Origin of the sequence: Salegentibacter salegens (assembly GCF_900142975.1) — a bacterium.
Lineage (GTDB): Bacteria > Bacteroidota > Bacteroidia > Flavobacteriales > Flavobacteriaceae > Salegentibacter > Salegentibacter salegens.
In genome coordinates, this window is record NZ_LT670848.1 from 2,921,800 (window position 1) to 2,946,496 (window position 24,697).

Here is a 24,697-nt window from a genome sequence, read left to right on the forward strand (position 1 = left end):
GGTCTATAAGAACTATTCTAAGAGCTCATTTGCTGTTTCGTACACCAATGCACTTTCGTAACCCTTCCGAAGCAGGAAATCGGCTAATTTCTTTTTCTTTTTGAATTTATCGGGTTCTTTCAAGAGCTTCAGTTTCTTCTCGGCTACTTCGTAAAGTGTGGTGATATATTTTTGCTGATCTATTTCGGTTAGAGCGAGTTTAATTATAGGAGTGGAAATTTCCCTGAATTTCAATTCATGCTTGATCTTTATTTTTCCCCATTTTTTTATTCTGAATTTTCCTCGAACAAAACTTCTGGCGAAGCGTTCTTCATTTAAAAAATCTTCCTGCATTAATTCCATAATAATTTGCTCCTGTGCGGCCGTGATCATATTCATTTCGCGAAGTTTTTCTTCAACTTCTTTATGGCAACGGTCGCGGTAAGCGCAAAACTGCATCAGTTTGATGGTCGCTTCCTTAACGGTATAAGATTTCTGGGGTTCTTTCAATGCTTAAGAGTGAAAATTCAGGATTAAGATTCAAAATTAAAACTTTTTCAGGTAGGAAATATCAAAATGTAAATTTCAGAATAGCGCATAAAAAAACGCCTTCCGAATTAACGAAAGGCGTTTATTTTAAAGGATTTCATTTCCTTCTTTATCGTGAAAATGATATTCCATGTACGTGTAAGCGTCTCTTGGTAAAATTTTCACCCATCGCTTATGGTCTAAAAACCATTGCGAGCGGGGAGATGGAAAGCCTTTTGTTAAAAAGGCTGCAATAAATGGGTGCGCACTCAAAGTGATCTTTTTGTGATCTTTCTTAATGAGTTTTTCCAGGTCGGTTTTCATTTTGTTTATTAAAAGTATTGGTGCTTCAATTTCACCAGTTCCGTTTGGATTGTCCTCACGGGTTTTAATATTCATTTCCGGCCTTACGCGTTGTCTTGTAATTTGTATCAACCCGAATTTACTCGGTGGCAAAATCTTATGTTTTGCACGGTCGTCACTCATTTCGTTTCTAAGGTGATCAAACAGGGTTTTGCGGTTTTCGGCTTTTCCCATGTCTATGAAGTCTACCACGATTATGCCGCCCATATCACGCAATCTTAATTGCCGGGCTATTTCTGTGGCGCTAATCATATTCACCTCTAATGCAGTATCTTCCTGGTTTCTGGATTTGTTAGAACGGTTACCACTATTCACGTCTATAACGTGCATAGCCTCTGTGTGTTCTATTACCAGGTAGGCGCCTTTGCTCATAGAGACGGTGCGCCCAAATGAAGTTTTTATTTGTCTTTCGATACCGTATTTTTCAAAAATTGGAACATTTGATTGATATAACTTAACAATCGATTCTTTACTCGGGGCGATCTCGCCCACATAGTCTTTAATTTGTGTATAAAGCGTTTCATCGTCTACAGTAATAGAAGTAAAAGAGTCATTAAAAATGTCTCTTAACAGGGAAGATGCCCTGTTTAATTCTCCCAGTACTTTAGAGGGATGATGTGGTTTATACATCTTTTTGCACATTCCTGTCCAGCGATCCATCAAATTTTGAAGATCTCTATCCAGTTCTGCTACTTTTTTGCCTTCGGCTACGGTTCTTACAATAATCCCAAAACCTTTGGGTTTAATGCTTTTCACCAATCTTTTTAACCGGTCTTTTTCTTCTTTACTTTCAATTTTTTGTGAAACTGAAATACGATTAGAAAAAGGAACCAGTACAATATAACGACCCGCAATAGAAAGCTCTGAGCTTATCCTGGGGCCTTTGGTAGAAATAGGTTCTTTTACAACCTGAACCAATAGCGACTGATTTGACTTTAAGACATCGGTAATTACCCCGTCTTTGTCAATATCCTTTTCGAATGTAAAATTCTTTAAGGAATAATCTTTTAATTTACCTGTGCTTACACGTTTTATGAACTTAAGCATAGAAGCAACCTGGGGGCCGAGATCGTGATAGTGTAAAAAACCATCTTTCTCGTAGCCAACATTTACAAATGCGGCATTTAACCCGGGTACAGCTTTTCTAATTTTAGCGATAAAAATATCACCAACATTAAATTTGTTGCTGTCTTCTTCCTTGTTGAGTTCAATAAGTTTTCCATCTTTTTGTAAGGCAAAATCTACAGCAGAGGTTCCGGACCTAATAATTAATTCTTTGTCCACTCTATTAGATTTTTGTCCCGAATAAGTCGGGATGGATTAAACATTATTTTATCACAGGTTTTTTAATCCTGAAGAAACCCTAAAACTTGTTAGGTAATAAATAAGCAGGGTTTCAATTTCAATGAACGATTTAAATAAAAAAAGTAGTTGAAAACTACTTTTTCTTGTGGCGGTTAGCTCTGTTTCTTTTTTTACGCTTGTGCGTAGCTACCTTATGTCTTTTTCTTTTTTTACCACTTGGCATAGTGTTACTTTTTAATTAATAAATTATTTTCTAATGAAACTGTTGTGCAGTTTCAAATTACTTAACTCCAACGTTAGTCTTTACTCCTTCAACAAAAATCTTAGCAGGTTTAAAGGCCGGGATGTTGTGTGCGGGAATTTTAATTGTAGTGTTTTTAGAGATATTTCTTCCAGTTTTTTCTGCTCTTGTTTTTACAACAAAGCTTCCAAAGCCTCTTAAATATACGTTGTCTCCACTTTCTAATGAAGTTTTAACCTCATCCATGAAGGTTTCAATAGTAGCTTGAACATCACCTTTTTCCATTCCTAATTTTTCTGAGATGTTCGCTACAATATCTGCTTTCGTCATTTTCGTGCTATTTAATATTATAAATTGGGATTTCTGTTTTTTCAAGGGCGCAAATATAAGAATTAAATCTACAATATTTCAAGCCTAATTCATTAAATAATAACGGAATAAACTTTTAATATTGCACCAAGTCTATTTTGTTTATGGTGTTTTCTAAAGTATTGATTGATTGGTATTTAAAAAATAAGCGGGAATTGCCCTGGCGCAAAACCAGTGATCCTTATCATATTTGGTTGAGTGAAATTATGTTACAGCAAACCAGAATAGAGCAAGGATTACCCTATTATGAGCGTTTTATTACTGTTTTTCCCAGTGTTTTTAATTTAGCTGAAGCGCCGCAGGAAAAAGTATTAAAACTATGGCAGGGTTTGGGGTATTATTCCCGTGCCCGCAACCTTCACGAAACGGCTAAATATGTTGCTGAAGAGCTAAACGGAGTTTTTCCAGATTCTTATAAAGAACTTAAAAAACTAAAAGGCATCGGCGATTATACCGCTGCAGCCATTGCTTCCATTTGTTATAATGAACCGGTTGCGGTAGTAGATGGTAATGTTTACAGGGTTTTAGCTCGATTTTTTGACATAGAAACGCCAATAAATTCCACTGCCGGAATTAAAGAATTCAAAGTTCTGGCTTCTGAATTGTTAGATGAAAAAGATCCTTCCAGCTTTAACCAGGCTTTAATGGAATTTGGAGCGCTTCAGTGCAAACCTCGCAATCCCCTTTGTGAAAGTTGTCCCTTAAGTTCAGCTTGTTTGGCTTTGCAGAAAAATAAAATTCAGGAATTACCGGTTAAGCTGAAAAAAGCGAAAGTGAAGAAACGCTACTTTAATTATTTAGTAGTTTATTCTGAAGAAAATAAAACACTACTTCGGCAAAGAACTGGCAAGGGAATTTGGAATGGTTTATATGAATTTCCATTAATTGAAACCGAAAAACCGTTAAGCGAAGGCGTTTTTCCTTCCGAAGAAAAAATAAACGAAATTCTTGGCGTTCAGGAACTATCGCTGCAACTTCATAATATAAAACCCGTTATACATAAACTTTCGCACCAGCATATTTACACGCATTTTTGGTGGGTAAAAGCAGAAAGTATTGGGGAAGAGGGTATTCCTGTAAAAAATGTAAAAGATTATCCCGTGCCGGTTTTAATTGCTAATTTCCTTGAAGAAACCGCCCTGGAAACCTATTCCTTATAAATTGTTTAAAGTTTTATTCAGATTAGCTTTAATTAGCAATAAATTTTTCAGTATTTTAGGGTGTAAATAAATTGCCTTTTTTGGCCAAAAATAATTAATTGAGATGACAGGTACATTAAACAAAGTAATGCTTATTGGGCATACGGGAGACGACGTGAAAATGCATTATTTTGAAGGCGGTGGCGCTATTGGGCGATTCCCCTTGGCTACCAACGAGACTTATACAAACCGCACTACCAACGAGCGCGTTACCAATACCGAATGGCACAACATTGTGGTGCGTAATAAAGCTGCTGAGATTTGCGAAAAATACCTAAAAAAAGGCGATAAAGTTTTTATTGAAGGTAGAATTAAAACCAGAAAATGGCAGGACGACCAGGGAAATGACCGTTACACCACCGAAATCCAGTGTACAGAGTTTACCTTTTTAACTCCAAAAGGAGAGAGCGAAGGTGGCGGAAATACACAACAGCAAAATTCACCGGCTCAAAATCAACAAAACACGCCTAAAAATGATAATTTCGCCAATCAATCTATTGCAAAAGAAGAAGAGGAAGACGATTTGCCTTTTTAAGTTTAATTAAAACCCTGTCATTTGGATTCAGAACCTCCCAGTTTACTTTTGTTTTGGGCCGCTTTTGATTTTACGCAGCTAATTAGCTATTTAGTTTTATTACTGCTTTTACTTTGCTCCGCCTTAATTTCAGGTGCCGAAGTTGCTTTTTTTTCATTAACTCCCGCCGATGTAATTACTGAAGACGGGAAGCGTGGCAAAGCGCAGCAAATTGTGGTTAATCTATTAGATAAACCTAAAAAGTTGCTGGCTACTATCCTGGTTGCCAATAATTTTATAAACATAGCAATTGTATTGTTGTTTGACAGTCTTACCGACAGGCTTTTTGGCGAGATGAATACGGTACTTTATGGTGTTAACTTCAAATTTCTAATCGAGGTTGGGGTGATAACTTTTATTATTCTGCTATTTGGTGAAATTCTACCTAAAGTGTATGCCAGCAGGAATAACGTGCTTTTTTCCAATTTTATGGCACGGCCCTTAAATTTTCTTGATACTATTTTCACACCTTTAAGCGGACCTATGCGTGCGGTGACCATTTTTATGCATAGCCGTCTTGGGAAACAGCGATCTTTTATAAGTATAGATCAATTATCCCAGGCTTTAGAACTAACCAGCGAAGAAGATACCACGCAGGAAGAACAAAAAATCCTACAGGGAATCGTGTCTTTTGGTAATACCGATACCAAACAGGTAATGCGCCCAAGAATGGATATTTTTGCTTTAAATGAAAGCCAAACTTATAAAGAAATTATTCCCGAAATTATAGATCGGGGATACTCCAGGATTCCGGTTTATCGGGAGAATATTGATAATGTAATTGGAATTTTATACGTAAAAGATTTGTTGCCATATATAGATAAAAATTCTTTTGAATGGACCAGCCTGTTGCGAGAGCCTTATTTTGTGCCTGAGAATAAAAAACTAGACGATTTGCTGAATGATTTTAAAACCAAAAAGAATCATTTGGCGATTGTGGTAGACGAATATGGTGGCACTAGTGGACTTATATCTCTGGAAGATATTATTGAAGAAATTGTTGGTGATATTAGTGATGAATTTGATGATGAAGACTTAGTGTATTCCAAACTGGATGAAAATACATATGTTTTTGAAGGAAAAACTCCGCTAAAAGATTTTTATAGAATAGTGAGAATTGAAGATCCGGTTGCTTTTGAGGAGCGAAAAGGAGAGGCCGATACCCTGGCAGGATTCTTATTAGAAATTTCTGGAGGTTTTCCGAAGAAAAACGATGTGATCTATTTTTTGAATTATAGCTTTACAGTAGAAGTTTTAGACAATAAACGTCTTAAACAAATTAAAGTGAAAATTTCACCGGTGAGTTGAAGATAAAGTGTAGTATGAAAAAATCTCTGGTAATTATATTGGTTTTAATGCTTATAAGCTGCGGAGAAAAGGACACAACTCCCAAACCCCGTGCATTTCTTTCGCTTAATTATCCTGAAGCTACTTATGAGGCTACAAATTTTAACTGCCCTTATAATTTTGAAATAAATGCACTCGCCGAGGTTAAAGCTTCGCGAAATAATATTCCCTGTTGGATAGATTTAGAATATAAAGCTCTAAACGGAACCATTTTTATCACTTATCAGCAAATTAATAATAACCTGGACTCTTTACTTTCTGATGCTCAAAAACTGCCATTACAACATACTATAAAAGCTGATGCTATTGAAGGTGATGTTTACACCAATAAAATTCAGGACGTCTACGGGATGTTTTATGAAGTTTCGGGCGATGCAGCTTCCCAGGCGCAATTTTACCTTACCGATAGCGTGAACCACTTTGTGACGGCTTCAGCTTACTTCAGGACAAAACCAAATTACGATTCTATTATTCCCGCTGCCGATTATCTTAAAAAAGATATGAAGCATATGATTGAAACTTTTCGCTGGGAAGATTAAACAATACGAAACTGGTTAAAAAATCATTTAAAATTAATTCCTTCTTTTCTTTTCAACTCTAAAGGAATACCGATTTTTGCATTTTAAAAATCGAAAAATATGCCTTTAGAAAAATTAAAGTGGGTTTACCTGGTTGTTCTTTCCATTGTTTGGGGTAGTTCATTTATTCTTATAAAGAAGGGGTTAGTAGGCTTATCGGCCATTGAGGTCGGTTCTTTCCGAATAATTTTTGCTGCTGTTTTTCTTATTCTTATCGGCTTTAGATCTATCATGAAGATTAAGAAAAGCCAGTGGAAATGGATGCTGCTAATAGGCTTTTTGGGTAATTTCTTTCCTGTCTATCTCTTTTCTTTTGCTGAAACCGAAATAGATAGTGCTGTAGCTTCCATTTTAAATGCGGCTACTCCTCTAATGACGCTTATTTTTGGAGCGATGTTTTTTAAAGCAGCTTTTAATCAGAATAAAATATTAGGAGTGGTAATTGGTTTATTGGGAACCGCAGGTTTAATCTTAAGTGGAGCCAGTATAAACCCCGACCAGAACTACCTTTATTCACTTTTGGTTATTATTGCGGCGTCTTGTTATGCGATGAATGTGAATATCCTTAAAACCCACATGAGTAGTATAAGTCCGTTGGGAATTGCCGCCGGAAGTTTCACCGTTTTACTATTGCCGACTTTAGTGATCTTATATTTTTCAGGATTTTTCGAAAAGAATCTTTCAAATATTGTACTTCAGCATTCTATTGGCTATGTTGCAATTTTGGGTGTGATTGGAACAGGAGTAGCGATGATAATTTTTAATAAACTGGTGCAGATTTCAGACCCGGTTTTTACTACTTCGGTAACTTATACCATTCCCGTGGTTGCTTTAGGTTGGGGAATTTTAGATGGTGAGGTTTTTAGTGCCTGGCAGTTACTCTCAGCCTTTGTAATTTTAATAGGTGTATTTATAGTAAACCGATCTAAAAAAGTGTTTTCTAAGTTTAGAAAACAGGCTACTTAATTTTATTTGAATTCAATCAATCTCAATTTTCTTAAAATAAAAGAACCGACCATTGCTGGCCGGTTCTTTCTAACATTAATAAAAAATCACTATTCTTGAAAATCTTCAACTGAAATACCTTCGTTAACAAGGATTTCAGTAACATCAAATTCAAATGTTTGTGGGCCTGCAGCCTGGGTCATTTTAAAAGGAAATTTAACTCCTTCTACTTCCTGGTAATCGCTGTATCCTGTAGGAATAGACATTGTTTGTCCCGCCTGTGATATAGTTTGAACAGTTTGCATTTTCAAACCGCTGTCTACATTGTAGTATGCTTTGTAATTTTCGTTTAAAGCAACAACATAAGCATCAGTACCTTCAACAGTTTCAATTCCTTCTAAGGTAGCGTCGCCAATATTAAGTTCCGGGAATGGATTGGAATCTATTCTAGCGGTTTTGATCTGCTCTTCGGTATAAGGAATTTTTTGGCCCTGGGCCATTACAAATCCTGTTTCGCCATCAAAAACCTGCTTACTCATTACGTTACCGCCAACAGAAACTTCCTGGTTTAGCTTACCTTCCATAGTTCTTTTCATGGTAAGGTTTAGAGCCATTCCCTGTACGCTAGCTTCAGCTTTCATCACTACGCTTTCTACTTCTTCTAAAGCATCACGGCCACCAACAGCTTCAATATAATCTGCGTAAACTTTTTCTACGGTTACTGAAGCGTCAACTTCTTTAGCTTGTGGTTTTTCAACTTCCTCACCAAGTTTGCTGTAATATTTCACCGGAAGTGTTTTACCGTTAAATTCAACCTTTTCAAGGTTTTCAGCAATTTCTGAAGCTTTACCTGCAACTATAATTCTCATATTATCGGTTTGATAATATTTGTTAGCTACACGTTGAATATCTTCAGCAGTAACTGCATTTATTTTTTGAAGAAAAGTTTCATAGAAATCTTCCGAAAGATCATTGGTTTTGATGTTAAGCGCGTAATTAGCGATGGTAGAAGGTTGTTCTAGCCTTAATACGAAATCACCGGCAAATTTACTTTTAGCATTTTCCAACATTTCAGCATCTACAGGCTCGGTTTTAATTCTTTTAATCTCTTTTAAAGATTCTACAATAGCGCTATCGGTTACCGCATTTCTAACACTTGCCTGTGCAACAAATCTTGAAGCATACTTGTCTGCTCCAGTACTTGTTCTGGCTCCATAAGTATAACCTTTGTCTTCACGAAGGTTCATATTTAGATAGCTTCCAAAACTACCACCAAGAATTTGGTTTGCTACCAATACTGGGAAGTAATCTTCATCTGCCATTTTTAAATCTATGGTATTTTGAAGTCTTAACTCACTCTGAACCGCGTTTGGCATATCAACTAAGTTGATTTGTGTTTCATTAGCGTTTGCTACTTGAGGTAATTCTTGCTCTGTTGGAGCACCAGCTTCCCAGTTTCCAAAATTTTTCTTAGCAAGTTTTTTTACTTCAGAAGTCTTTACATCCCCCACTATAACCAGGTAAGCATTAGCAGGTTTGAAATAATTCTTGTAAAAACTTTCTACGTCTTCTAAAGAAACTTTTTCAGTATTTTCTACCGTAGCAAATTCTCCATAAGGGTGATTAGCTCCATAGGCTAAAGCAGCGCTTACACGGCTGGCGATAGAACCTACGTCTTTATTGATAGATTTTAAACTTTCAATTTGTTTGTTTTTTTCAGCGTCAAATTCTTCCTGGGTGAATTTTGGTTTTAAAGCCCCTTCAGCCATAAGTTCCATAACTCTAGGGAAAAACTTAGAAAGCGAGCTAGCATATACGCTTTCTGATCCAAAATTAACATTGGCTCCTAAAAAGTCTATTTCTTCGTTAAAATCGTCCTTAGACATATTCTCGGTTCCTGTGCCTAGTAAAGAAGATACCAAAGCAGCAGTAGCTGGTTTTTCTTCGGCGTGAGGTTTATTGTCTATAATTAAAGAAGCAGAAACTCTTGGTAATTTATGGTTCTCTACCACTAAAACTTTTAAGCCGTTATTTAAGGTGAATTCATCTGGCTGACCAAGATTAATTTTTGGCGCCGGTCCCGGTTCCGGTTGTTTAGAACGGTCTACCTGCGCAATTGCTGCGGTGGTCAAAAAGCAGGCTATAAATAATGTGAGTATATTAAATTTCATTCTTTATGTTTTTTATGTTATTCCTTTTCGTTTTCTGGAAGATAATCTAACTCTAAACGTTGGTTCTCGTTAAGATATTCATTGGCTACCCTTTGGATATCTTCTCTTGTTATGTCTCTGTAGATTTCAATCTCTTCGTTAATAAGATCGGTATCTCCATAAAGAACATTGTAAGTTGCCAGTGAAGAAGCGATTCCCTGAATGCTACTATTGGAATTTACAAAACGATTCTCAAATTTATTCTGAAGTTTTTGATATTCTTTTTCCGAAATCAGTTCGTTTTGAAGTTTGTCAATCTCTTCATCCATTGAAACTGCAAGGGTGTCTAAAGGAGTTTCGCCTAATGCAAGGGCACCCATTACATAGGTTCCATAATCTTCCTGAGATCTTGGAAAAGCCAATACCTGTAGTGCAGTTTTTTCTTCGTCTACCATTTTCTTGTACATTCTGGAACTTCTCCCGTCAGTAAGAATAGAAGAGATCATATCAAGGATATAAGCATCTTTCTCTTTCATGGAAGGCGTGCGGTAAACAAATAACTTTGCCGGAATTTGAATATTACTGTCGTATTCTGTAGCTGTAATAGTTTCAGTAATTGGTTCTTCTTTAACTGAAACTCTTTCTACTTCGTTTCCTTCAGGAATTTCCGAAAAATACTTTTCAATCATCTTTTTAGTTTCATCAATTTCAATATCACCGGCAACTACTAAAGTAGCGTTGTTTGGGCCGTAATATTTATCGAAGAAAGCTTTAAATTCGTCTAGCTCGGCTGCGTCAAGATCTTCCATTGTACCAATAACTGAGTTTTTGTAAGGATGCTTATCAAAAACGTATTTATTGATTCCGGTAGAATAAATAATCTTTCCGTAAGGAGCATTATCAATACGAGAGCGCTTTTCTTCTTTTACAACTTCGTTTTGAGTTTCTACGCCTACCTCATTAATAACCGGGTGAAGCATTCTTTCAGATTCCATCCATAAACCTAATTCAAGGTTGTTAGAGGGGAAAGTTTCGTAATAATAAGTACGATCTTGAGTGGTGCTGGCATTGTTGCTACCACCATTAGCGGCTACAATATCAAACCATTTTCCGCGCTCAATGTTCTCTGTCCCTTCAAATAAAAGGTGTTCAAAGAAGTGGGCAAAGCCAGAGCGGCCTGTTTCTTCATCTTTAGCACCTACGTGGTACATTACTCCAACAGTAGCTACTGGGGCTGTGTTGTCCTGGTGTAAAATAACGTGTAATCCGTTGTCCAGGTTGTATTCGGTAAATTCTACCTCCTGGGCAATTCCTGCTGCGCTGCAAACTAATGCAAAAGCAACCATTTTTAAGTTTTTAATCATTTTTTAATAGATTTTTCATTAATGCCTTGTATTAGTATTTGAATATCGTAATTTGTTACAGCATAATTTTAGAATAATGAAGAAATTAGTGTATTTGTGCGAATAGTGTCAAAATTAACAAGCTATTAAGCTAAAAACCGACGCTTTTTTTAGAAATTTACTTTTGAAACAAGACGATTTGCGGGGCCGGAACAGGCATTTGTGATTTTTTAATTAGAAAATGAGATAATAGTTCCCTGCCTTACATTCGTTTAAATAAAATAAACCAACCAAAAGCTATGAAGAATTTTAGTGTTCCAATTAAATACAGTCTCATAATCGCAGTAGGACTTATTGTGTATTTTTTAATTCTATCACTCTTTAATTTGCATATTTATCCGTTGTTTAGTTTGTTTAACGGAGTGATTATGGCTGCAGGAATGTGGTTGGCTCTAAAAGCATACCGAAGCTCTAAAGGTGCAAAGTTTAAGTATCAAAAAGGCTTTATGGCGAGCTTGCTTACCGGGTTTAATGCCACTATTTTATTCACCATCTTTTTTGCCTTATATGCCACAGAACTAAATCCCGATTTTTTAAGTAACCTTATTAATATGTGGCGTACAGATTACGGAACCAATATTGGTATTGTACTTTTTGTAGTGGCTGTTATGGGGTTTGCAACAAGCCTGGTGCTTACTTTAGCCTATATGCAGTTATTTAAAGACTCCTGGAATACTAAAGAAGGGCAGGAACATACCTATTAAAGTTTTTTAGGCTTTGTGAATTAATTAATTAGAAGTATATTTGCAACCGCTTGCGAAAAAAGTAAGTGAAATTTTTAGCATAAATTAATTAATCACAACACTATGTATGCAATTGTAGAGATAGCAGGGCAGCAATTTAAAGTTGCAAAAGACCAAAAGGTGTTTGTTAACCGTCTAAGCGGAGAAGAAGGAGACAGCGTTTCTTTTGACAAAGTTCTTCTTACCGGAGATGGTGACAGCATAAACCTTGGCGCCCCGGCTATAGATGGTGCTCTTGTAGGAGCAAAAATCACCCGTCACCTTAAAGGAGACAAAGTAATTGTTTTCAAAAAGAAAAGACGTAAAGGTTACAAAAAGAAAAACGGTCACCGTCAATCTTTAACCGAAATCGTAATTGAAAGCATCGATGTAAAAGGTGGAAAAAAAGCTGCTTCAACTAAAAAAGAAGAAGCACCTAAGAAAGAAGCCAAAACTGATAGTAAATCGGAAGATTTAAATCAATACACCGTAGCTGAATTAAAAGAGATGGCTAAGGAGAAAGGTCTTGAAGGCTACTCTTCTATGAAGAAAGCTGAATTAATTGAAGCTTTAAGTTAAATATTAATCTACTTAAAACTAAAGTAAAATGGCACACAAAAAAGGAGTCGGTAGTTCCAAGAACGGTAGAGAGTCAGAATCGAAACGTTTAGGCGTGAAAATTTTTGGCGGACAAGCAGCCGTAGCCGGAAACATTATCGTTAGACAAAGAGGTACTGCACACAATCCAGGTGATAATGTGTATGCAGGAAAAGATCATACTTTACACGCTAAAGTTGATGGTCTTGTGAAATTTTCTAAGACTACAAACAACAAATCTTACGTTTCTATTGAACCGTTTGAAGCATAAGTCTTAAACTCTTAAATGAGATAAAGAATTTTATTCTTAGAATTATACTAAACCCCTTCCGAAATTCGGAAGGGGTTTTTTTGTATCTTTAATGTAGACTTTAAGTTATATGTTATGAAGTATATAGACGTTTTTCGCACCTCAGACCGACATGAACATTCTATCATTAAAAATCTTTTTGATGATGAAAGATTAGATTATAGATCTCACGGGGAGGTTACAGATAACGCTACTAATATTGGTGCATTAGGTAATGACGGACTTAGAATTGAAGTAGCGGAAAGCGATAGGGATAAGGCAACTGAAATTATTAAAAGAAGCGGTTTTCTTGGCCAAAGTCATAATATAGCGCAACCCAAAAGAAGAAAACCTCAAATAGGGAAATGGGTAATTATTGTTCTTGCTATGCTGGTTGTACTCGTTGCTATTATCCTGTTTGTTTGGTTTATGAATGCTTAGAAAATATTGCTTAAACATTATCTTGAAAGGCTTTCAGAATCCAATATGTTAGAAACTGAAACCAGTTCAGCTTGACGTAAAATTTTCAAAATAAAAAGACCTCACAAGTTTTGAAAACCTGTGAGGTCTGCTAGTTTATTAAAATTATTTCCGCCTTTTCTGAATCAATTCAAAAGTGGCGGCGGAAATGACAATATTAATATCTGTAATACTCCGGCTTGTATGGACCTTTTACTTCCACGCCAATATATTTAGCCTGGTAATCTTTAAGTTCGGTTAATTCTACTCCAATTTTTTCAAGGTGAAGTTTAGCAACCTTTTCGTCTAAATGCTTCGGAAGCATATAAACTTCATTTTCGTATTTATCAGAATTTTTCCAAAGTTCAATTTGCGCTAAAGTCTGGTTGGTAAACGAGTTACTCATTACAAAACTAGGGTGGCCAGTAGCGCAACCAAGATTTACCAATCGCCCTTCCGCTAAAAGAATAATATCTTTTCCGTCTATGGTATATTTATCAACCTGTGGCTTGATTTCATCTTTAGAATCACCGTGATTGTTATTCAGCCAGGCAACATCAATTTCGTTATCAAAATGCCCAATATTACAAACAATGGTTTTGTCTTTCATCGCTTCAAAATGCTCTCCACGAACAATATCTTTATTACCGGTAGTGGTAATTACAATATCAGCCTTTGGTAAAACAGTTTCCAATTTTTTTACTTCAAAACCGTCCATTGCAGCTTGTAAAGCACAAATAGGATCAATTTCAGTAACGGTTACAATAGATCCGGCACCTTTAAATGAAGCCGCGGTACCTTTACCGACATCTCCATAGCCACAAACTACAACGCGTTTTCCGGCAAGCATAACATCGGTAGCGCGACGAATTGCATCAACTGCACTTTCACGGCACCCATATTTATTGTCAAACTTAGACTTAGTCACCGAATCGTTTACGTTAATGGCCGGCATTACCAAAGTTCCGTTCTTCATTCTTTCGTAAAGACGGTGAACTCCCGTAGTGGTTTCTTCTGAAAGTCCGCGGATACCTTTAGCAAGTTCCGGGTATTTATCAAAAACCATATTGGTAAGATCCCCACCATCATCAAGAATCATATTCAAAGGCTCACGTTCTTCCCCAAAAAACAGGGTTTGTTCTATACACCAGTTAAATTCTTCCTCGGTCATTCCTTTCCAGGCATAAACTGGGATTCCCGCAGCGGCAATTGCAGCTGCAGCGTGATCTTGGGTAGAGAAAATATTACAAGAGCTCCAGGTTACGTCGGCACCCAAAGAAATAAGAGTTTCAATAAGTACTGCAGTTTGCACGGTCATGTGAAGGCAACCGGCAATTCTGGCTCCTTTTAAAGGTTGTTCATTTTTATATTCTTCACGCAGGGACATTAATCCCGGCATTTCAGCTTCGGCGAGTTCTATCTCTTTTCTTCCCCAATCGGCAAGGGAAATATCCTTAACTTTATAAGCCGTATGCGGCACTGTTTTAGTCGACATATTATTATATTTGAATATTAGCAATTTTTTGTCTCGCAAAAATAAGGAATCTATAACAAACCTACATGCCACTTTACAAAACAATAACAGTAAACCCGCATACTAAAGTCTTCATTTGGAAGGTAGAAGAGCCTTTTGAAGATTTAAGCGAAGGAATAGAATTAACCACGCATTGCCAAAATCGCGTAAACGGAATGAAATCTGAAATTCACCGCCGTGGTTTTATGAGTATTCGGCATTTAATGGCCGAAGCGGGCTATGTAGACCACGATTTGTTTTACGACGAATTAGGAAAACCGCATTTAAAAAATGGAAAAAATATCTCTATTACCCATTCTTTTAATTTTACTGCGATAATTTTAAGCGATGAAAAAGTGGGGATAGATATTGAAAAACGCCGCGATAAAATTCTAAAGATCGCTAATAAATTTACGCCGCTTAGCGAGTATCACACCGTTGCAAATGAAGAAGCTTTAATAAGAAAACTCACCATTGTTTGGGGTGCTAAAGAATCTATTTATAAAATGTATGCCGAACCCGGACTTGGATTTTTACAGCATATTAATGTAACCGATTTTGATTTTGACGATGATGAAACCACAGCTAAAGTAAATTTTAAAGGTAGGGAGTCTTTTTATGAAATGAAGTTCCTGGAATTTGAAGGTTTTACCTGCGTCTATGGCTGGGGAGATCCTAAAAAAGCCAAAGATTAATGCGGAATTATTATGCTGAAATTTCCCAGGCTTTAACTAATGGGAAAAAGCTGCTCGCCATTTTGATAGATCCCGATAAATTTATTGAAGTTGAAGCAGCAGCTTACCTAAAAAAGATTCCCAAAGAAACAACTCATATTTTTGTAGGCGGCAGTACCGTTGAAAAATTTAAAACCGAAAAAACGGTAAAAGCGATAAAAACGGAGACCAATTTACCTGTGATCTTATTCCCGGGTGATTATTCTCAAATCACCGAAACTGCAGATGCTTTACTTTTTTTAAGTCTGCTTTCCGGGAGAAATCCCGAATATTTAATCGAGCAGCAAGTAAAATCTGTAGAAAAATTAAAGCATAGTAAACTGGAAATTATTCCCACGGCTTATATTCTAATAGACGGCGGGAAAGAATGTGCGGTTCAGCGGGTAAGTGGCACAAAGCCAATTCCGCAATCCCAGGTTGAAACGATCGTAAATACTGCTTTAGCCGGGGAATTTTCGGGAAAAAAACTAATTTACCTGGAAGCGGGAAGCGGGGCTATTTTTCCGGTTTCCGAAGAAATTATTGCTGAAGTTAAAAAAGCAATTTCTATTCCTTTGGTTGTAGGTGGCGGAATTCGAAGTTTTGAACAACAAGAAAAGGCCTATAAAGCAGGTGCCGATATGATCGTGATGGGGACACAATTTGAAAATTAGTAAACGTCATTCTGAATTTATTTCAGAATCTAATTTGTGGTAGTCCAAAAAAATAAAGCTTCACAAATTGTTAGTTTAACTTACAATAATACTAATTTCAAATCTTTAAATTTGGCTTCCATATAAAGCCGGGTGAATATTCGTGTATTCGTGGCTAAAATTCCAATCATGAAAATTTCAGTAGAATTAACATTAAGTCCGTTGCAGGACGATTTTGAACCAAAGATCATCAATTTCATCAAAAAATTGCGAGCTTCAGGATTAACGGTAAAAGAAAATCCGCTAAGTACCCAGGTTTATGGAGATTATGATGAGGTGATGAATTTATTGCATTCAGAAATAAAAGAGGTTTTTGAAGCTATAGACCGTGGCCTTATCTATATAAAAATTGTAAAATCTGATCTTAGCGACTATGCAGCCGATTTTTGATTTTTTATTCGATCAATATTACGGGTATTCTACTTTATTTATAATACTGGAAGTAATTGCGGTGATTTTCGGCTTTCTTTCGGTCATTTATTCCAAGCAAAATAATATTCTGGTTTATCCCACCGGGATTATAAGTACTATGATCTTTGTTTATTTGCTCTGGCAATGGGAATTGCTGGGAGATATGATGATTAACGCTTATTATTTTTCCATGAGTATTTACGGCTGGTACATCTGGACGAGAAAAGTAGATAAAGAACATTATACACCCATAACCAATACTACCAGAAAAGAGAATTGGCAAAGTCTGTTTATTTTTATTGCGACCCTTCTTTTTGTGTTCGCTGTGTATGAGTATTTTGATAAATGGAATAACTGGACCGCCTATGTAGACACCTTTACAACCGCAATTTTTTTCGTGGGAATGTGGCAAATGGCCAATAAAAAGATTGAAAACTGGATTTTCTGGATTATTGGCGATGTTATTTCGGTACCGCTCTATTTTTATAAGGGTTTTACTTTAACGGCACTTCAATATTTTGTTTTTACTATAATCGCTATATACGGCTATAAAGCATGGCAGAAAAACTTGCGCAACGACCTTCGTCCGTCATAAAAGTGGTTCTTTTTGGACCTGAATCTACCGGAAAAACAAGCCTGGCAGAAATGCTAGGTAAGCATTATAATACGCTTTGGGTAGAAGAATTTATGCGGGATTATCTTCAGGAAAAATGGGATAATGAACAAAGAGTTTGTGAGCCAAAAGATATGATTCCCATTGCTGAAGGCCAAATGAAACGTGAAAATGAACTTACCAAAAAAGCTAATAAACTACTAATTAGTGATACCGACCTTTTAGAGCTAAAGGTATATTCTGAAGCTTATTACAGCGGTTTTTGCGAGCCTCAACTTCTTAAACATGCGTTAAACAACCTTTACGATTTGTACTTTTTAACGTATATTGACGTACCGTGGACGCCCGATGACCTTCGGGATAAACCCGAAGACCGTATTGGGATGTTTAAAAGGTTTGAAGCTGCACTTAAAAACAGTAACAAACCTTACGTGATTCTAAAAGGAGATTTAGAGGAGCGTTTTAAAACCGCGGTAAATAAAATAGACGAACTTTTAAAAAATAAATAGACGTGGAGTTTAGCGAAATAGACATTTTGCAAATTGAGGAAAAAGGATTATCAACCCAGGAAGTTGAAAGACAAATCCAGATATTTGAAAGAGGAAATATAAAAGTAGATATTCAACAGGCTGCAACCCTGGGCAATGGGATTTTTGCCTATTCAGTAGAAGATCAGAAAAAATATATTCAAACATTTGAAGATAAAAAAGAGCATTTAGATCTTTTAAAATTTGTACCTGCTTCTGGCGCGGCTACCCGAATGTTTAAGGCATTTCACAACTTTGCTAATAAATTTGATCCTGAAAAGGAAAGCTTACGTGAATATTTAGATAAAAAGGAAGATGAAAGCCTTCAGTTATTTTTTGAAAAAATAGATAAACTCCCATTCTACGAGGCAGCCTCCAAAAAAGCCAAAGAAAACCATCCGGATTTTTCAGAAAAATCTAATGACGAAAGGCATCTGATTTTGGTAAAAACCATGTTATATGAAAACGGACTTGGCTTAAGTGATTTACCTAAAGGTTTGGTTCCTTTTCACCAGTATAAAGATTATACAGCCACGGCATTTGAAGAGCATTTGCATAGTGCAGCAAAGTATCTTTCAGTAAATGATGTTACAAAATTACATTTTACCGTTGCGGAGGGTGATAAAGAGAAATTTGAACAGGAATTTGAAAACATTAAAAAAAGAGTAGAAGAGGCTAATCACACTAGATTCGAAATTTCCTATTCTTACCAGGATCCAAAAACCGATACGATTGCGGTGGATAAAGAAAATAAACCTTTTAGAGATGACGATAATAGGATTTTCTTTAGACCCGGCGGTCATGGTGCACTAATAGAAAACCTAAATCAGCAGGAAGCCGATCTTATTTTTGTTAAAAATATAGATAATGTGGTGGTTAATACAAATTTGCCAAAAGTGGTAGAGATGAAAAAAATGCTGGGAGGTAAATTATTGGCGCTGCAAAATCAGGTGTTTGACTATATGCAAAATCTGGATGGCGGGAATAATTCCGAAGCAAAATTAGACGAGATTGCCAAATTTTTGGAAAAGGAACTTTATGTAAAAGTAACTTCTACATTCAACAAATTTACCGGGGAGGAAAAAACACAATATTTATGTAAAAAATTAGATCGCCCTTTAAGAGTTTGCGGAATGGTGAAAAACGAAGGTGAGCCCGGTGGCGGACCGTTCCTTGTTAAAAATGAAGATGGCGAGATCTCGCTTCAAATTATTGAGGGAGCTCAAATAGATAAAAATAATTCAGAGCAATTAGAGATCTTAAATAATTCTACGCATTTTAATCCGGTAGATATTGTGTGCAGTCTTAAAAATCATAAGGGAGAAAGTTTTGACCTTCATCAATACGTAGATGAAAATATGAGTTTTATTGCAGATAAAACCAAAGACGGAAAGCCTTTAAAAGCTCTGGAACGTCCCGGCTTATGGAATGGTGGGATGGCTTACTGGAATACTGTTTTTGTTGAAGTTCCGGTAGAAACATTTAATCCTGTAAAAACCGTTGCAGATCTTCTAAAACCTTCTCACCAGACCAAATAATTAATTTTGGACGAGCAGCAAATAACACGGGAACTTAATTTTAAAGCCGTGCGTAGTTCTGGTGCTGGCGGGCAGCATGTTAATAAAACCTCCTCTAAAGTTGAACTTTATTTTGATTTAGAAGCTTCAGAAGGACTTTTAGAAGAAGAAAAACAGCGTTTAATTAAAAAGCTGGATTCCCGCCTAACTAAAGAGAAACAATTAATTCTGCATAGTGAAGTAAGTAGAAGTCAGCATAAGAATAAAGAGCTGGTTATTGCTAAATTCTTTGAGTTGCTTCGCGAAAATATCAAAAAACCAAAACCAAGGAAGAAAACAAAACCCAGCAAAGCTGCAAAATTGAAACGCCTAAAAGCGAAAAAAATCAATGCAGAAAAGAAAGCCCGTAGAAACGATCCGTTAAAATAAGCGAGATGATTTTCTACATATGTGTAGAAAAATTCTACAATAATTCTCCTGATTTGCGAGAAAATATAAAAAGCTAAGTTTTTAAAATGTTTATAACCAATAGATTAAAAACATGGCGTTTTACTGGTATAATTTTTTATATACTCCTATTGCTAAATTAATATTAAATATAGCAGCTTAAGATACTGTTGTATAATTTAGATTTTCGGAGAAAAAGAGGCCTTAGGGTCTCTTTTTTTGTTTTAGGGAACTGGGAATTCTACATTTCTACATAATATTTTCTTAAAAATCTCATTTTTCTACATAACAAATTCCCAATTAATTTATTGCGTATTTCATAAAAAGCTTATTGTTAGATAGTTAGTTAATATTATGAGACTTTGGTATAATTCTTCCTTTATACCTATCATATTTAAACCACAAACTTAAAACCTTATTATTATGAAAAAGCTAGGATTAACCTTAATGGCTGCAGCCGGAATGTTTTTATTCACTCAAAATGCACAAGCTCAGGTAGAAGACCCGGAAGAAATGGAACAAATTGAAGGTGTAGAAGAAGTTCAGGAAACTAAAGATGATTATAAAGAAGTAGATGTCCTGGCCCTTCCACAGGCAATTAAAGATGCTGTAATGACCGATATGAATGGAGCCGTTGCTGAAGAAGCCTGGGTAAAAGAAAAAGACGGTAAGAAAGTATATAAACTATCGCTTAATGTAGATGGTGAAAAGAAAAAGGCTTACATCGATAGTGAAGGAAACTGGATCGAGAAAGAAGACAAATAACTTTAATTATTGCTAACTAACCTTAAATTTCCGTTGGATATAGTATCCTACAAACTTCCAACGGAAATTTTTTTACAAATTTAAGCCGGAATTTAAGAGAAACCGACTCCTTCGGCACCAGAAAAATAGCATAAAGTCACCAGAAAATTCTGTATATTTAGGGTAGAATGAAAAACTTAAACGGTTTAAGGACCCAGGGGTCTATTAACTAACACTTTTAGCCGCTTAAGTAAATTGAGAGATTATAATGATTTGGCTATATGCAATCTGGAAAATGGATACCACCCAATGACATTTTTTAATGAAAATTTAGATTGTCATTGATAGAGACCTTTAACGAGGTCTCTTTTTTTATGCTTATTTTAAACCCAATGAGTTTAAGATTGTTAAATTTGCAAGACGATTTAAATTAAAATCAATGACAAAAATTCTTATAGTTGAAGATGATGTTCCGTTTGGGACTATGTTAAAAACATTTTTAATAAAGCGCGACTATGAGGTTGAATTGGTTTTTTCAGGCTTAGAAGCTTTTAAGAAACTTAAAGGTAATTTCTTTAATCTTATTCTTTCTGATGTACGATTACCAGATACCAGTGGTCTTGATATCTTAAAACAAGTAAAGTTAGAAAATGCCGGCACCCAGGTTATTATTATGACCAGTTATGCTGAAATTAGTATGGCAGTAGAGGCTATGAAGAATGGCGCTTTCGATTATGTTTCCAAGCCTTTTAGACCAGAATCTATTTTACAAACAATAAAAAATGCCTTAACCCATACCGAGGTACAGCCCATTGTTGAACAAAAAACCGAAAAAGCACAAAAATCTGCTTCTTTACAGGGAGCTGGTTTTGTAAAAGGAGTTAGTGAAGCTGCCCTAAAACTAAGTGATTATATAGAACTGGTAGCGCCTACCAATATGTCGGTTTTAATTATGGGCGAAAGTGGAACCGGAAAAGAACAGGTGGCGAAGAGTATCCATAAACAAAGTAAGCGTGTTGGTGCTCCTTTTATCGCTGTAGATTGTGGTGCTATTCCCAGGGAGTTGGCGTCCAGTGAATTCTTTGGTCATTTAAAAGGGTCTTTTACCGGCGCTATAAACGATAAAACCGGGCATTTTGAAGCAGCAAACGGCGGCACTCTTTTTCTTGATGAAATAGGAAATTTGAGCTATGAGCTCCAGGTGCAGTTATTGCGAGCGCTTCAGGAAAGAAAAATAAAACCGGTAGGAAGTAATAATGAAATTCACGTAGATATTCGTGTAATTACCGCTACTAACGAAGATCTTGCACAAGCGGTAAAAGATGGAGAATTCAGGGAAGATCTTTACCACCGTCTTAATGAATTTTCTATTAAAGTTCCTGCTTTAAAAGAGCGTAAGGAAGATTTAATGCTTTTTGCAGAATATTTTCTTGAAGAGGCCAATGCAGAACTGGAAAAAAATGTAATTGGTTTTACTGAAAGTGCTATTGAAGCTTTTAAAAATTACAATTGGCCGGGCAACCTGCGGGAGTTGAAGAATATGGTTAAACGTGCTGTACTTCTCACGCAAGAAGATATGATCCCGTTAAAAGTACTTCCCCACGAAATAGCAACTGCTACACAATCTAATGCTGAAACCGAATACGGATTGTTTAAAAATAAGAATGAAGAACAACTTATTTTAGATGCCCTGGAGAAAGCCGGTGGAAATAAAAGTAAAGCAGCGAGGTTGCTTTCTATAGACCGTAAAACGCTTTATAATAAATTAAAACAATACGATATTAAACTTTAATTTCCTGCTCTAATTCTTTCATTAAATCTAAAATATCAGCTTTAAGTTGCTGAAATTCTTCTTCAGAAAAAACTTCGTGTTGTTCCAGTCTTTCAAATTGTTTTGCCTGGTGCATTGCATTTATTTGCTTCAACATAGGCACCATTTTATGGGCCAGGCGTGCTACTTCTTTCGCATCATTATTTTTCCTGGCAATGCTTATAAGCTCAATTTGTGATCTGGAACTTTCTATAAAAGCCTCTAAAATGGTTTGTACCGCTGTTGGATCTCCTGCCGAAAAATCATAAATATCCTGAAGATCATAAGTGTTGTTTGTAGAATGCTGAAGATTGTTATTTACTTTTTGCTTTAAGTCAAGTTTAAATATTTCAGCAATACTTTGCTGCAATTTCCCGGGTTTATAAGGTTTTAAAAGACTTTTATTAAACCCGGCGAGTTTATAGGTTTCGGCATCAATATCTGTTCTGCCCGATAAGGCAATAACCGGTAATTCGCTTGTTTTATACTTTTTCCTGATATTTTTTATAAGATCAAAACCATCCATTTCTGGCATTTGAATATCGGTTAAGACCAGGGAATAGTTATTGCTTTCCAGCTTTTTAAGCGCATCGTTTCCATTTAATGCAGTCTTACATTTCATTCCCATAGATTTAAGTAATTCCCGGGTTAAAGAAAGCTGCGAGGGTTCATCGTCTACAATAAGTGCTGTTTTTCCGGTTAGATCTGGTAATTCTGGAATTGCTGATACTTCTGGGATTTTTGTTGCTTCGGTAAGTTTTCTAACCGGCAGAAAAACCGTGAACTCGCTGCCTTCTCCCTGTTTGCTTTCCAGTTTTAAATCACCTTTTAGCAATTCGGTAAGGCTTTTTGTAATGGTAAGTCCCAATCCGGTGCCGCCATAAGCTTTTTCAATTTTCGTATTTTCCTGTGAAAATTCTTCAAAAATCTCTTCCTGCTTTTCTTTTGAAATTCCAATCCCGGTATCTTTAACCGAAATAATTAGGCAGTAACTATCTTCAATTTCCTTTTTAAGATGAATACCCACTCTTATTTCCCCTTTGTGGGTGAATTTACAGGCATTGGTGATAAGGTTGGCTATAATTTGTTTTATCCTGAAGGGATCACTAAGTACCTGGGTATCGGTTTCTTCTGAAGCTTCAAAAATCACCTCAACATTTTCATTCCTGGTGGCAGGTAAAGAATTATAAACAGTGTCTTTTATAAGTTTTGCGGGGTTAAATGGTAGTTTTTCAATAGTCATTTTTCCCGCTTCCAGTTTAGACAGGTCCAGTAAATCGTTCACTAAATGAAGAATAAAATTAGACGATTTTTTAACCTGGTCCATATAATGGGATTGCTTGGTATTTAGCGAAGATTTTTCAATAAGATCTGTATAACCAATAAGCGTGTTAAGAGGAGATCGCAAATCGTGTGTAATCGCCGCCATAAATTGCTCTCGTTTCTTTAGCAAACTTTCGGCAAAATCTTTGGCTTCTTCTAATTCTCTTCGGTATTGCTGACTTTTGGTAATATCCTGAATTATAAAAATAAGCGATAATAAAATAATTAAGAAACTCACAACTCCCGCTATAAGGAAGATTTGCGAACTCTCTTCTATCATATTTTGAGAGACTTTGGCGCGCTGTATAGATGCTTCCCGTTCTTCCTGCTCAATTTTTCCCAGTAAACGCCTTAATTGCTGGTTAATAATCATATCGTTTTCCAGGAATTCCTGTTCCTTCTCGTCTACGGTATTTTGAAATCTTCTATTAGCAACCTCCAACTGACTTAACACATTTCTAACCGAACCAATTATAGAATCGGCGGTGCGGTTAGTGAGTTTTTCGGCATTATCTTCCCGGGAATATTCCAGCCACCTAATCAATAAACTGCGTTGGTGTGGTTCCAGATTGGAGAAACGTTGCCTGTAATTATAATCGTTAAAAGAAGGATCTACTTTTCTCAGTTCATTTAAAACCTGCGAATAATAATTTTGGTTTCGCTGTTGGTCCCTTAACTCGTAAAGTTCCTGTAGGTTGGTGGTTTTATCAGAGAGTAATTCAGCAATACTATCCAATTCATTTTTCATAGAATTATCAGCATAACTGCTTTTTAAACTTTGTATATCAAGTTGAATGCTATCTATTTGAATTTGATATTTATCCAAATCGGCTTCATTTCCGGTTTGAATAAGCTGCCTGCTTAAATTTTCGGTTTCATAAAGGCTGGTGGTAATATCACTCAGCATAAAAAGCTGCTCGTTATTATTGCTGTTATTTTCTGAAACTTCACTAAAAGCAACCACCTGTTTCCACACAAACCATACGGCAATAGCAGCCAGAGCGGCTATCAGAAGATATCCGCCAATCACTTTATAAGTTATTGACCGCTTTGTGTTTCGCATAAAATTACTACTACCAAAATTACACCATTTAAACGAAATGAAAATAGCATAATGCTGGATCTTATAATTTTTAATGTTTAGGTTATCAATGCCAGCCTGTGATAAACTAATAATTGTTTGGGGTTAAATTTATAGGCGGAAAAACTATGGGAATTCCATAAAAGCTTTATACATTTGCGCCAATCTCAAAGGGGTGCCACTTAAATGTGGCTGAGATCATACCCAAAGAACCTGGGCAGGTAATGCTGCCAAGGG

The 24,697-nt window shown here is 36.1% G+C and carries 25 protein-coding genes; 18 read left to right on the forward strand and 7 right to left on the reverse strand.

Going from position 1 to position 24,697, the window contains the following annotated elements:
- Positions 1–12: 12 nt before the first annotated feature.
- The 3 genes from B5488_RS13085 to B5488_RS13095 all read right to left on the reverse strand — a co-directional run bounded on the left by B5488_RS13085 (position 13) and on the right by B5488_RS13095 (position 2,764).
- Positions 13–438 (reverse strand): regulatory protein RecX, encoded by a 426-nt coding sequence (locus B5488_RS13085; RefSeq protein ID WP_079736619.1) that lies wholly within the window; start codon positions 436–438, stop codon positions 13–15.
- 177 nt (positions 439–615) lie between these two features.
- A complete protein-coding gene (locus tag B5488_RS13090) occupies positions 616–2,154 on the reverse strand; it encodes an Rne/Rng family ribonuclease (protein ID WP_079735666.1) in 1,539 nt (512 codons plus the stop codon).
- A gap of 301 nt (positions 2,155–2,455) precedes the next feature.
- Positions 2,456–2,764, reverse strand: a complete 309-nt coding sequence (locus tag B5488_RS13095) for an HU family DNA-binding protein (protein WP_262507360.1) — start codon at positions 2,762–2,764, stop codon at positions 2,456–2,458.
- Between the two features lie 125 nt (positions 2,765–2,889).
- Between B5488_RS13095 and mutY the strand changes: the two genes are divergently transcribed.
- From mutY to B5488_RS13120, 5 genes are all read left to right on the forward strand, one after another.
- Positions 2,890–3,945 (forward strand): A/G-specific adenine glycosylase, encoded by a 1,056-nt coding sequence (gene mutY, locus B5488_RS13100; RefSeq protein WP_079735668.1) that lies wholly within the window; start codon positions 2,890–2,892, stop codon positions 3,943–3,945.
- A gap of 103 nt (positions 3,946–4,048) precedes the next feature.
- Positions 4,049–4,519: a single-stranded DNA-binding protein gene (locus B5488_RS13105; protein WP_079735669.1), complete on the forward strand. Its 471-nt coding sequence runs from the start codon at positions 4,049–4,051 to the stop codon at positions 4,517–4,519.
- Positions 4,520–4,540: 21 nt separating this feature from the next.
- Positions 4,541–5,866, forward strand: coding sequence for a gliding motility-associated protein GldE (locus B5488_RS13110; protein ID WP_079735670.1), 1,326 nt, complete (start codon positions 4,541–4,543; stop codon positions 5,864–5,866).
- Between the two features lie 14 nt (positions 5,867–5,880).
- A complete protein-coding gene (gldD, locus tag B5488_RS13115) occupies positions 5,881–6,444 on the forward strand; it encodes a gliding motility lipoprotein GldD (protein WP_079735671.1) in 564 nt (187 codons plus the stop codon).
- 99 nt (positions 6,445–6,543) lie between these two features.
- Positions 6,544–7,449, forward strand: a complete 906-nt coding sequence (locus tag B5488_RS13120; protein ID WP_079735672.1) for a DMT family transporter — start codon at positions 6,544–6,546, stop codon at positions 7,447–7,449.
- Positions 7,450–7,538: 89 nt separating this feature from the next.
- Here the strand turns inward: B5488_RS13120 and B5488_RS13125 are convergent, their stop codons facing one another.
- Both B5488_RS13125 and B5488_RS13130 read right to left on the reverse strand, forming a co-directional pair.
- A complete protein-coding gene (locus B5488_RS13125) occupies positions 7,539–9,599 on the reverse strand; it encodes a M16 family metallopeptidase (RefSeq protein ID WP_079735673.1) in 2,061 nt (686 codons plus the stop codon).
- Positions 9,600–9,616: 17 nt separating this feature from the next.
- A complete protein-coding gene (locus B5488_RS13130; protein ID WP_079735674.1) occupies positions 9,617–10,942 on the reverse strand; it encodes a M16 family metallopeptidase in 1,326 nt (441 codons plus the stop codon).
- Positions 10,943–11,220: 278 nt separating this feature from the next.
- Between B5488_RS13130 and B5488_RS13135 the strand changes: the two genes are divergently transcribed.
- The 4 genes from B5488_RS13135 (at position 11,221) to B5488_RS13150 (ending at position 13,030) form a co-directional block, all read left to right on the forward strand.
- Positions 11,221–11,685 carry a DUF4199 domain-containing protein gene (locus B5488_RS13135; RefSeq protein WP_079735675.1) on the forward strand — a complete coding sequence of 155 codons (465 nt, stop codon included), beginning with the start codon at positions 11,221–11,223 and terminating at the stop codon, positions 11,683–11,685.
- A gap of 102 nt (positions 11,686–11,787) precedes the next feature.
- The gene (gene rplU, locus B5488_RS13140; protein WP_079711211.1) at positions 11,788–12,282 is read left to right on the forward strand and encodes a 50S ribosomal protein L21; all 495 of its coding nucleotides are present in this window, start codon (positions 11,788–11,790) and stop codon (positions 12,280–12,282) included.
- Between the two features lie 28 nt (positions 12,283–12,310).
- Complete coding sequence (gene rpmA / locus B5488_RS13145; protein WP_079735676.1) at positions 12,311–12,571, forward strand: 50S ribosomal protein L27; 261 nt, start codon at positions 12,311–12,313, stop codon at positions 12,569–12,571.
- 114 nt (positions 12,572–12,685) lie between these two features.
- Positions 12,686–13,030: a putative signal transducing protein gene (locus B5488_RS13150; protein ID WP_079735677.1), complete on the forward strand. Its 345-nt coding sequence runs from the start codon at positions 12,686–12,688 to the stop codon at positions 13,028–13,030.
- 196 nt (positions 13,031–13,226) lie between these two features.
- On the opposite strand, the gene ahcY is transcribed toward B5488_RS13150, so the two are convergent.
- Entirely contained in the window at positions 13,227–14,543 is a 1,317-nt protein-coding gene (gene ahcY, locus B5488_RS13155) for an adenosylhomocysteinase (RefSeq protein WP_079735678.1), read from the reverse strand.
- Positions 14,544–14,608: 65 nt separating this feature from the next.
- Between ahcY and B5488_RS13160 the strand changes: the two genes are divergently transcribed.
- The 9 genes from B5488_RS13160 (at position 14,609) to B5488_RS13200 (ending at position 22,038) form a co-directional block, all read left to right on the forward strand.
- A complete protein-coding gene (locus B5488_RS13160; RefSeq protein ID WP_079735679.1) occupies positions 14,609–15,256 on the forward strand; it encodes a 4'-phosphopantetheinyl transferase family protein in 648 nt (215 codons plus the stop codon).
- Entirely contained in the window at positions 15,256–15,948 is a 693-nt protein-coding gene (locus tag B5488_RS13165) for a phosphoglycerol geranylgeranyltransferase (protein WP_079735680.1), read from the forward strand. Before B5488_RS13160 ends, B5488_RS13165 begins: the two co-directional genes overlap by 1 nt.
- A gap of 168 nt (positions 15,949–16,116) precedes the next feature.
- Positions 16,117–16,377 carry a YkoF family thiamine/hydroxymethylpyrimidine-binding protein gene (locus B5488_RS13170; RefSeq protein ID WP_079735681.1) on the forward strand — a complete coding sequence of 87 codons (261 nt, stop codon included), beginning with the start codon at positions 16,117–16,119 and terminating at the stop codon, positions 16,375–16,377.
- Positions 16,361–16,993 (forward strand): nicotinamide riboside transporter PnuC, encoded by a 633-nt coding sequence (gene pnuC, locus B5488_RS13175; protein WP_079735682.1) that lies wholly within the window; start codon positions 16,361–16,363, stop codon positions 16,991–16,993. Before B5488_RS13170 ends, pnuC begins: the two co-directional genes overlap by 17 nt.
- Entirely contained in the window at positions 16,954–17,520 is a 567-nt protein-coding gene (locus B5488_RS13180; protein WP_079735683.1) for an AAA family ATPase, read from the forward strand. Before pnuC ends, B5488_RS13180 begins: the two co-directional genes overlap by 40 nt.
- Before the next feature lie 2 nt (positions 17,521–17,522).
- Positions 17,523–19,076, forward strand: a complete 1,554-nt coding sequence (locus B5488_RS13185) for a DUF4301 family protein (RefSeq protein ID WP_079735684.1) — start codon at positions 17,523–17,525, stop codon at positions 19,074–19,076.
- Between the two features lie 6 nt (positions 19,077–19,082).
- Positions 19,083–19,484: an alternative ribosome rescue aminoacyl-tRNA hydrolase ArfB gene (gene arfB, locus B5488_RS13190; protein WP_079735685.1), complete on the forward strand. Its 402-nt coding sequence runs from the start codon at positions 19,083–19,085 to the stop codon at positions 19,482–19,484.
- Between the two features lie 441 nt (positions 19,485–19,925).
- Entirely contained in the window at positions 19,926–20,267 is a 342-nt protein-coding gene (locus B5488_RS13195; RefSeq protein ID WP_079735686.1) for a hypothetical protein, read from the forward strand.
- Positions 20,268–20,685: 418 nt separating this feature from the next.
- Entirely contained in the window at positions 20,686–22,038 is a 1,353-nt protein-coding gene (locus tag B5488_RS13200; protein WP_079735687.1) for a sigma-54-dependent transcriptional regulator, read from the forward strand.
- Here B5488_RS13200 and B5488_RS13205 read toward each other — a convergent pair.
- On the reverse strand, positions 22,028–24,442 hold the full coding sequence (locus B5488_RS13205) for a hybrid sensor histidine kinase/response regulator (RefSeq protein WP_079735688.1): 2,415 nt from the start codon (positions 24,440–24,442) through the stop codon (positions 22,028–22,030). The two genes, B5488_RS13200 and B5488_RS13205, sit on opposite strands and share 11 nt — an antisense overlap.
- Between the last annotated feature and the right edge of the window lie 255 nt (positions 24,443–24,697).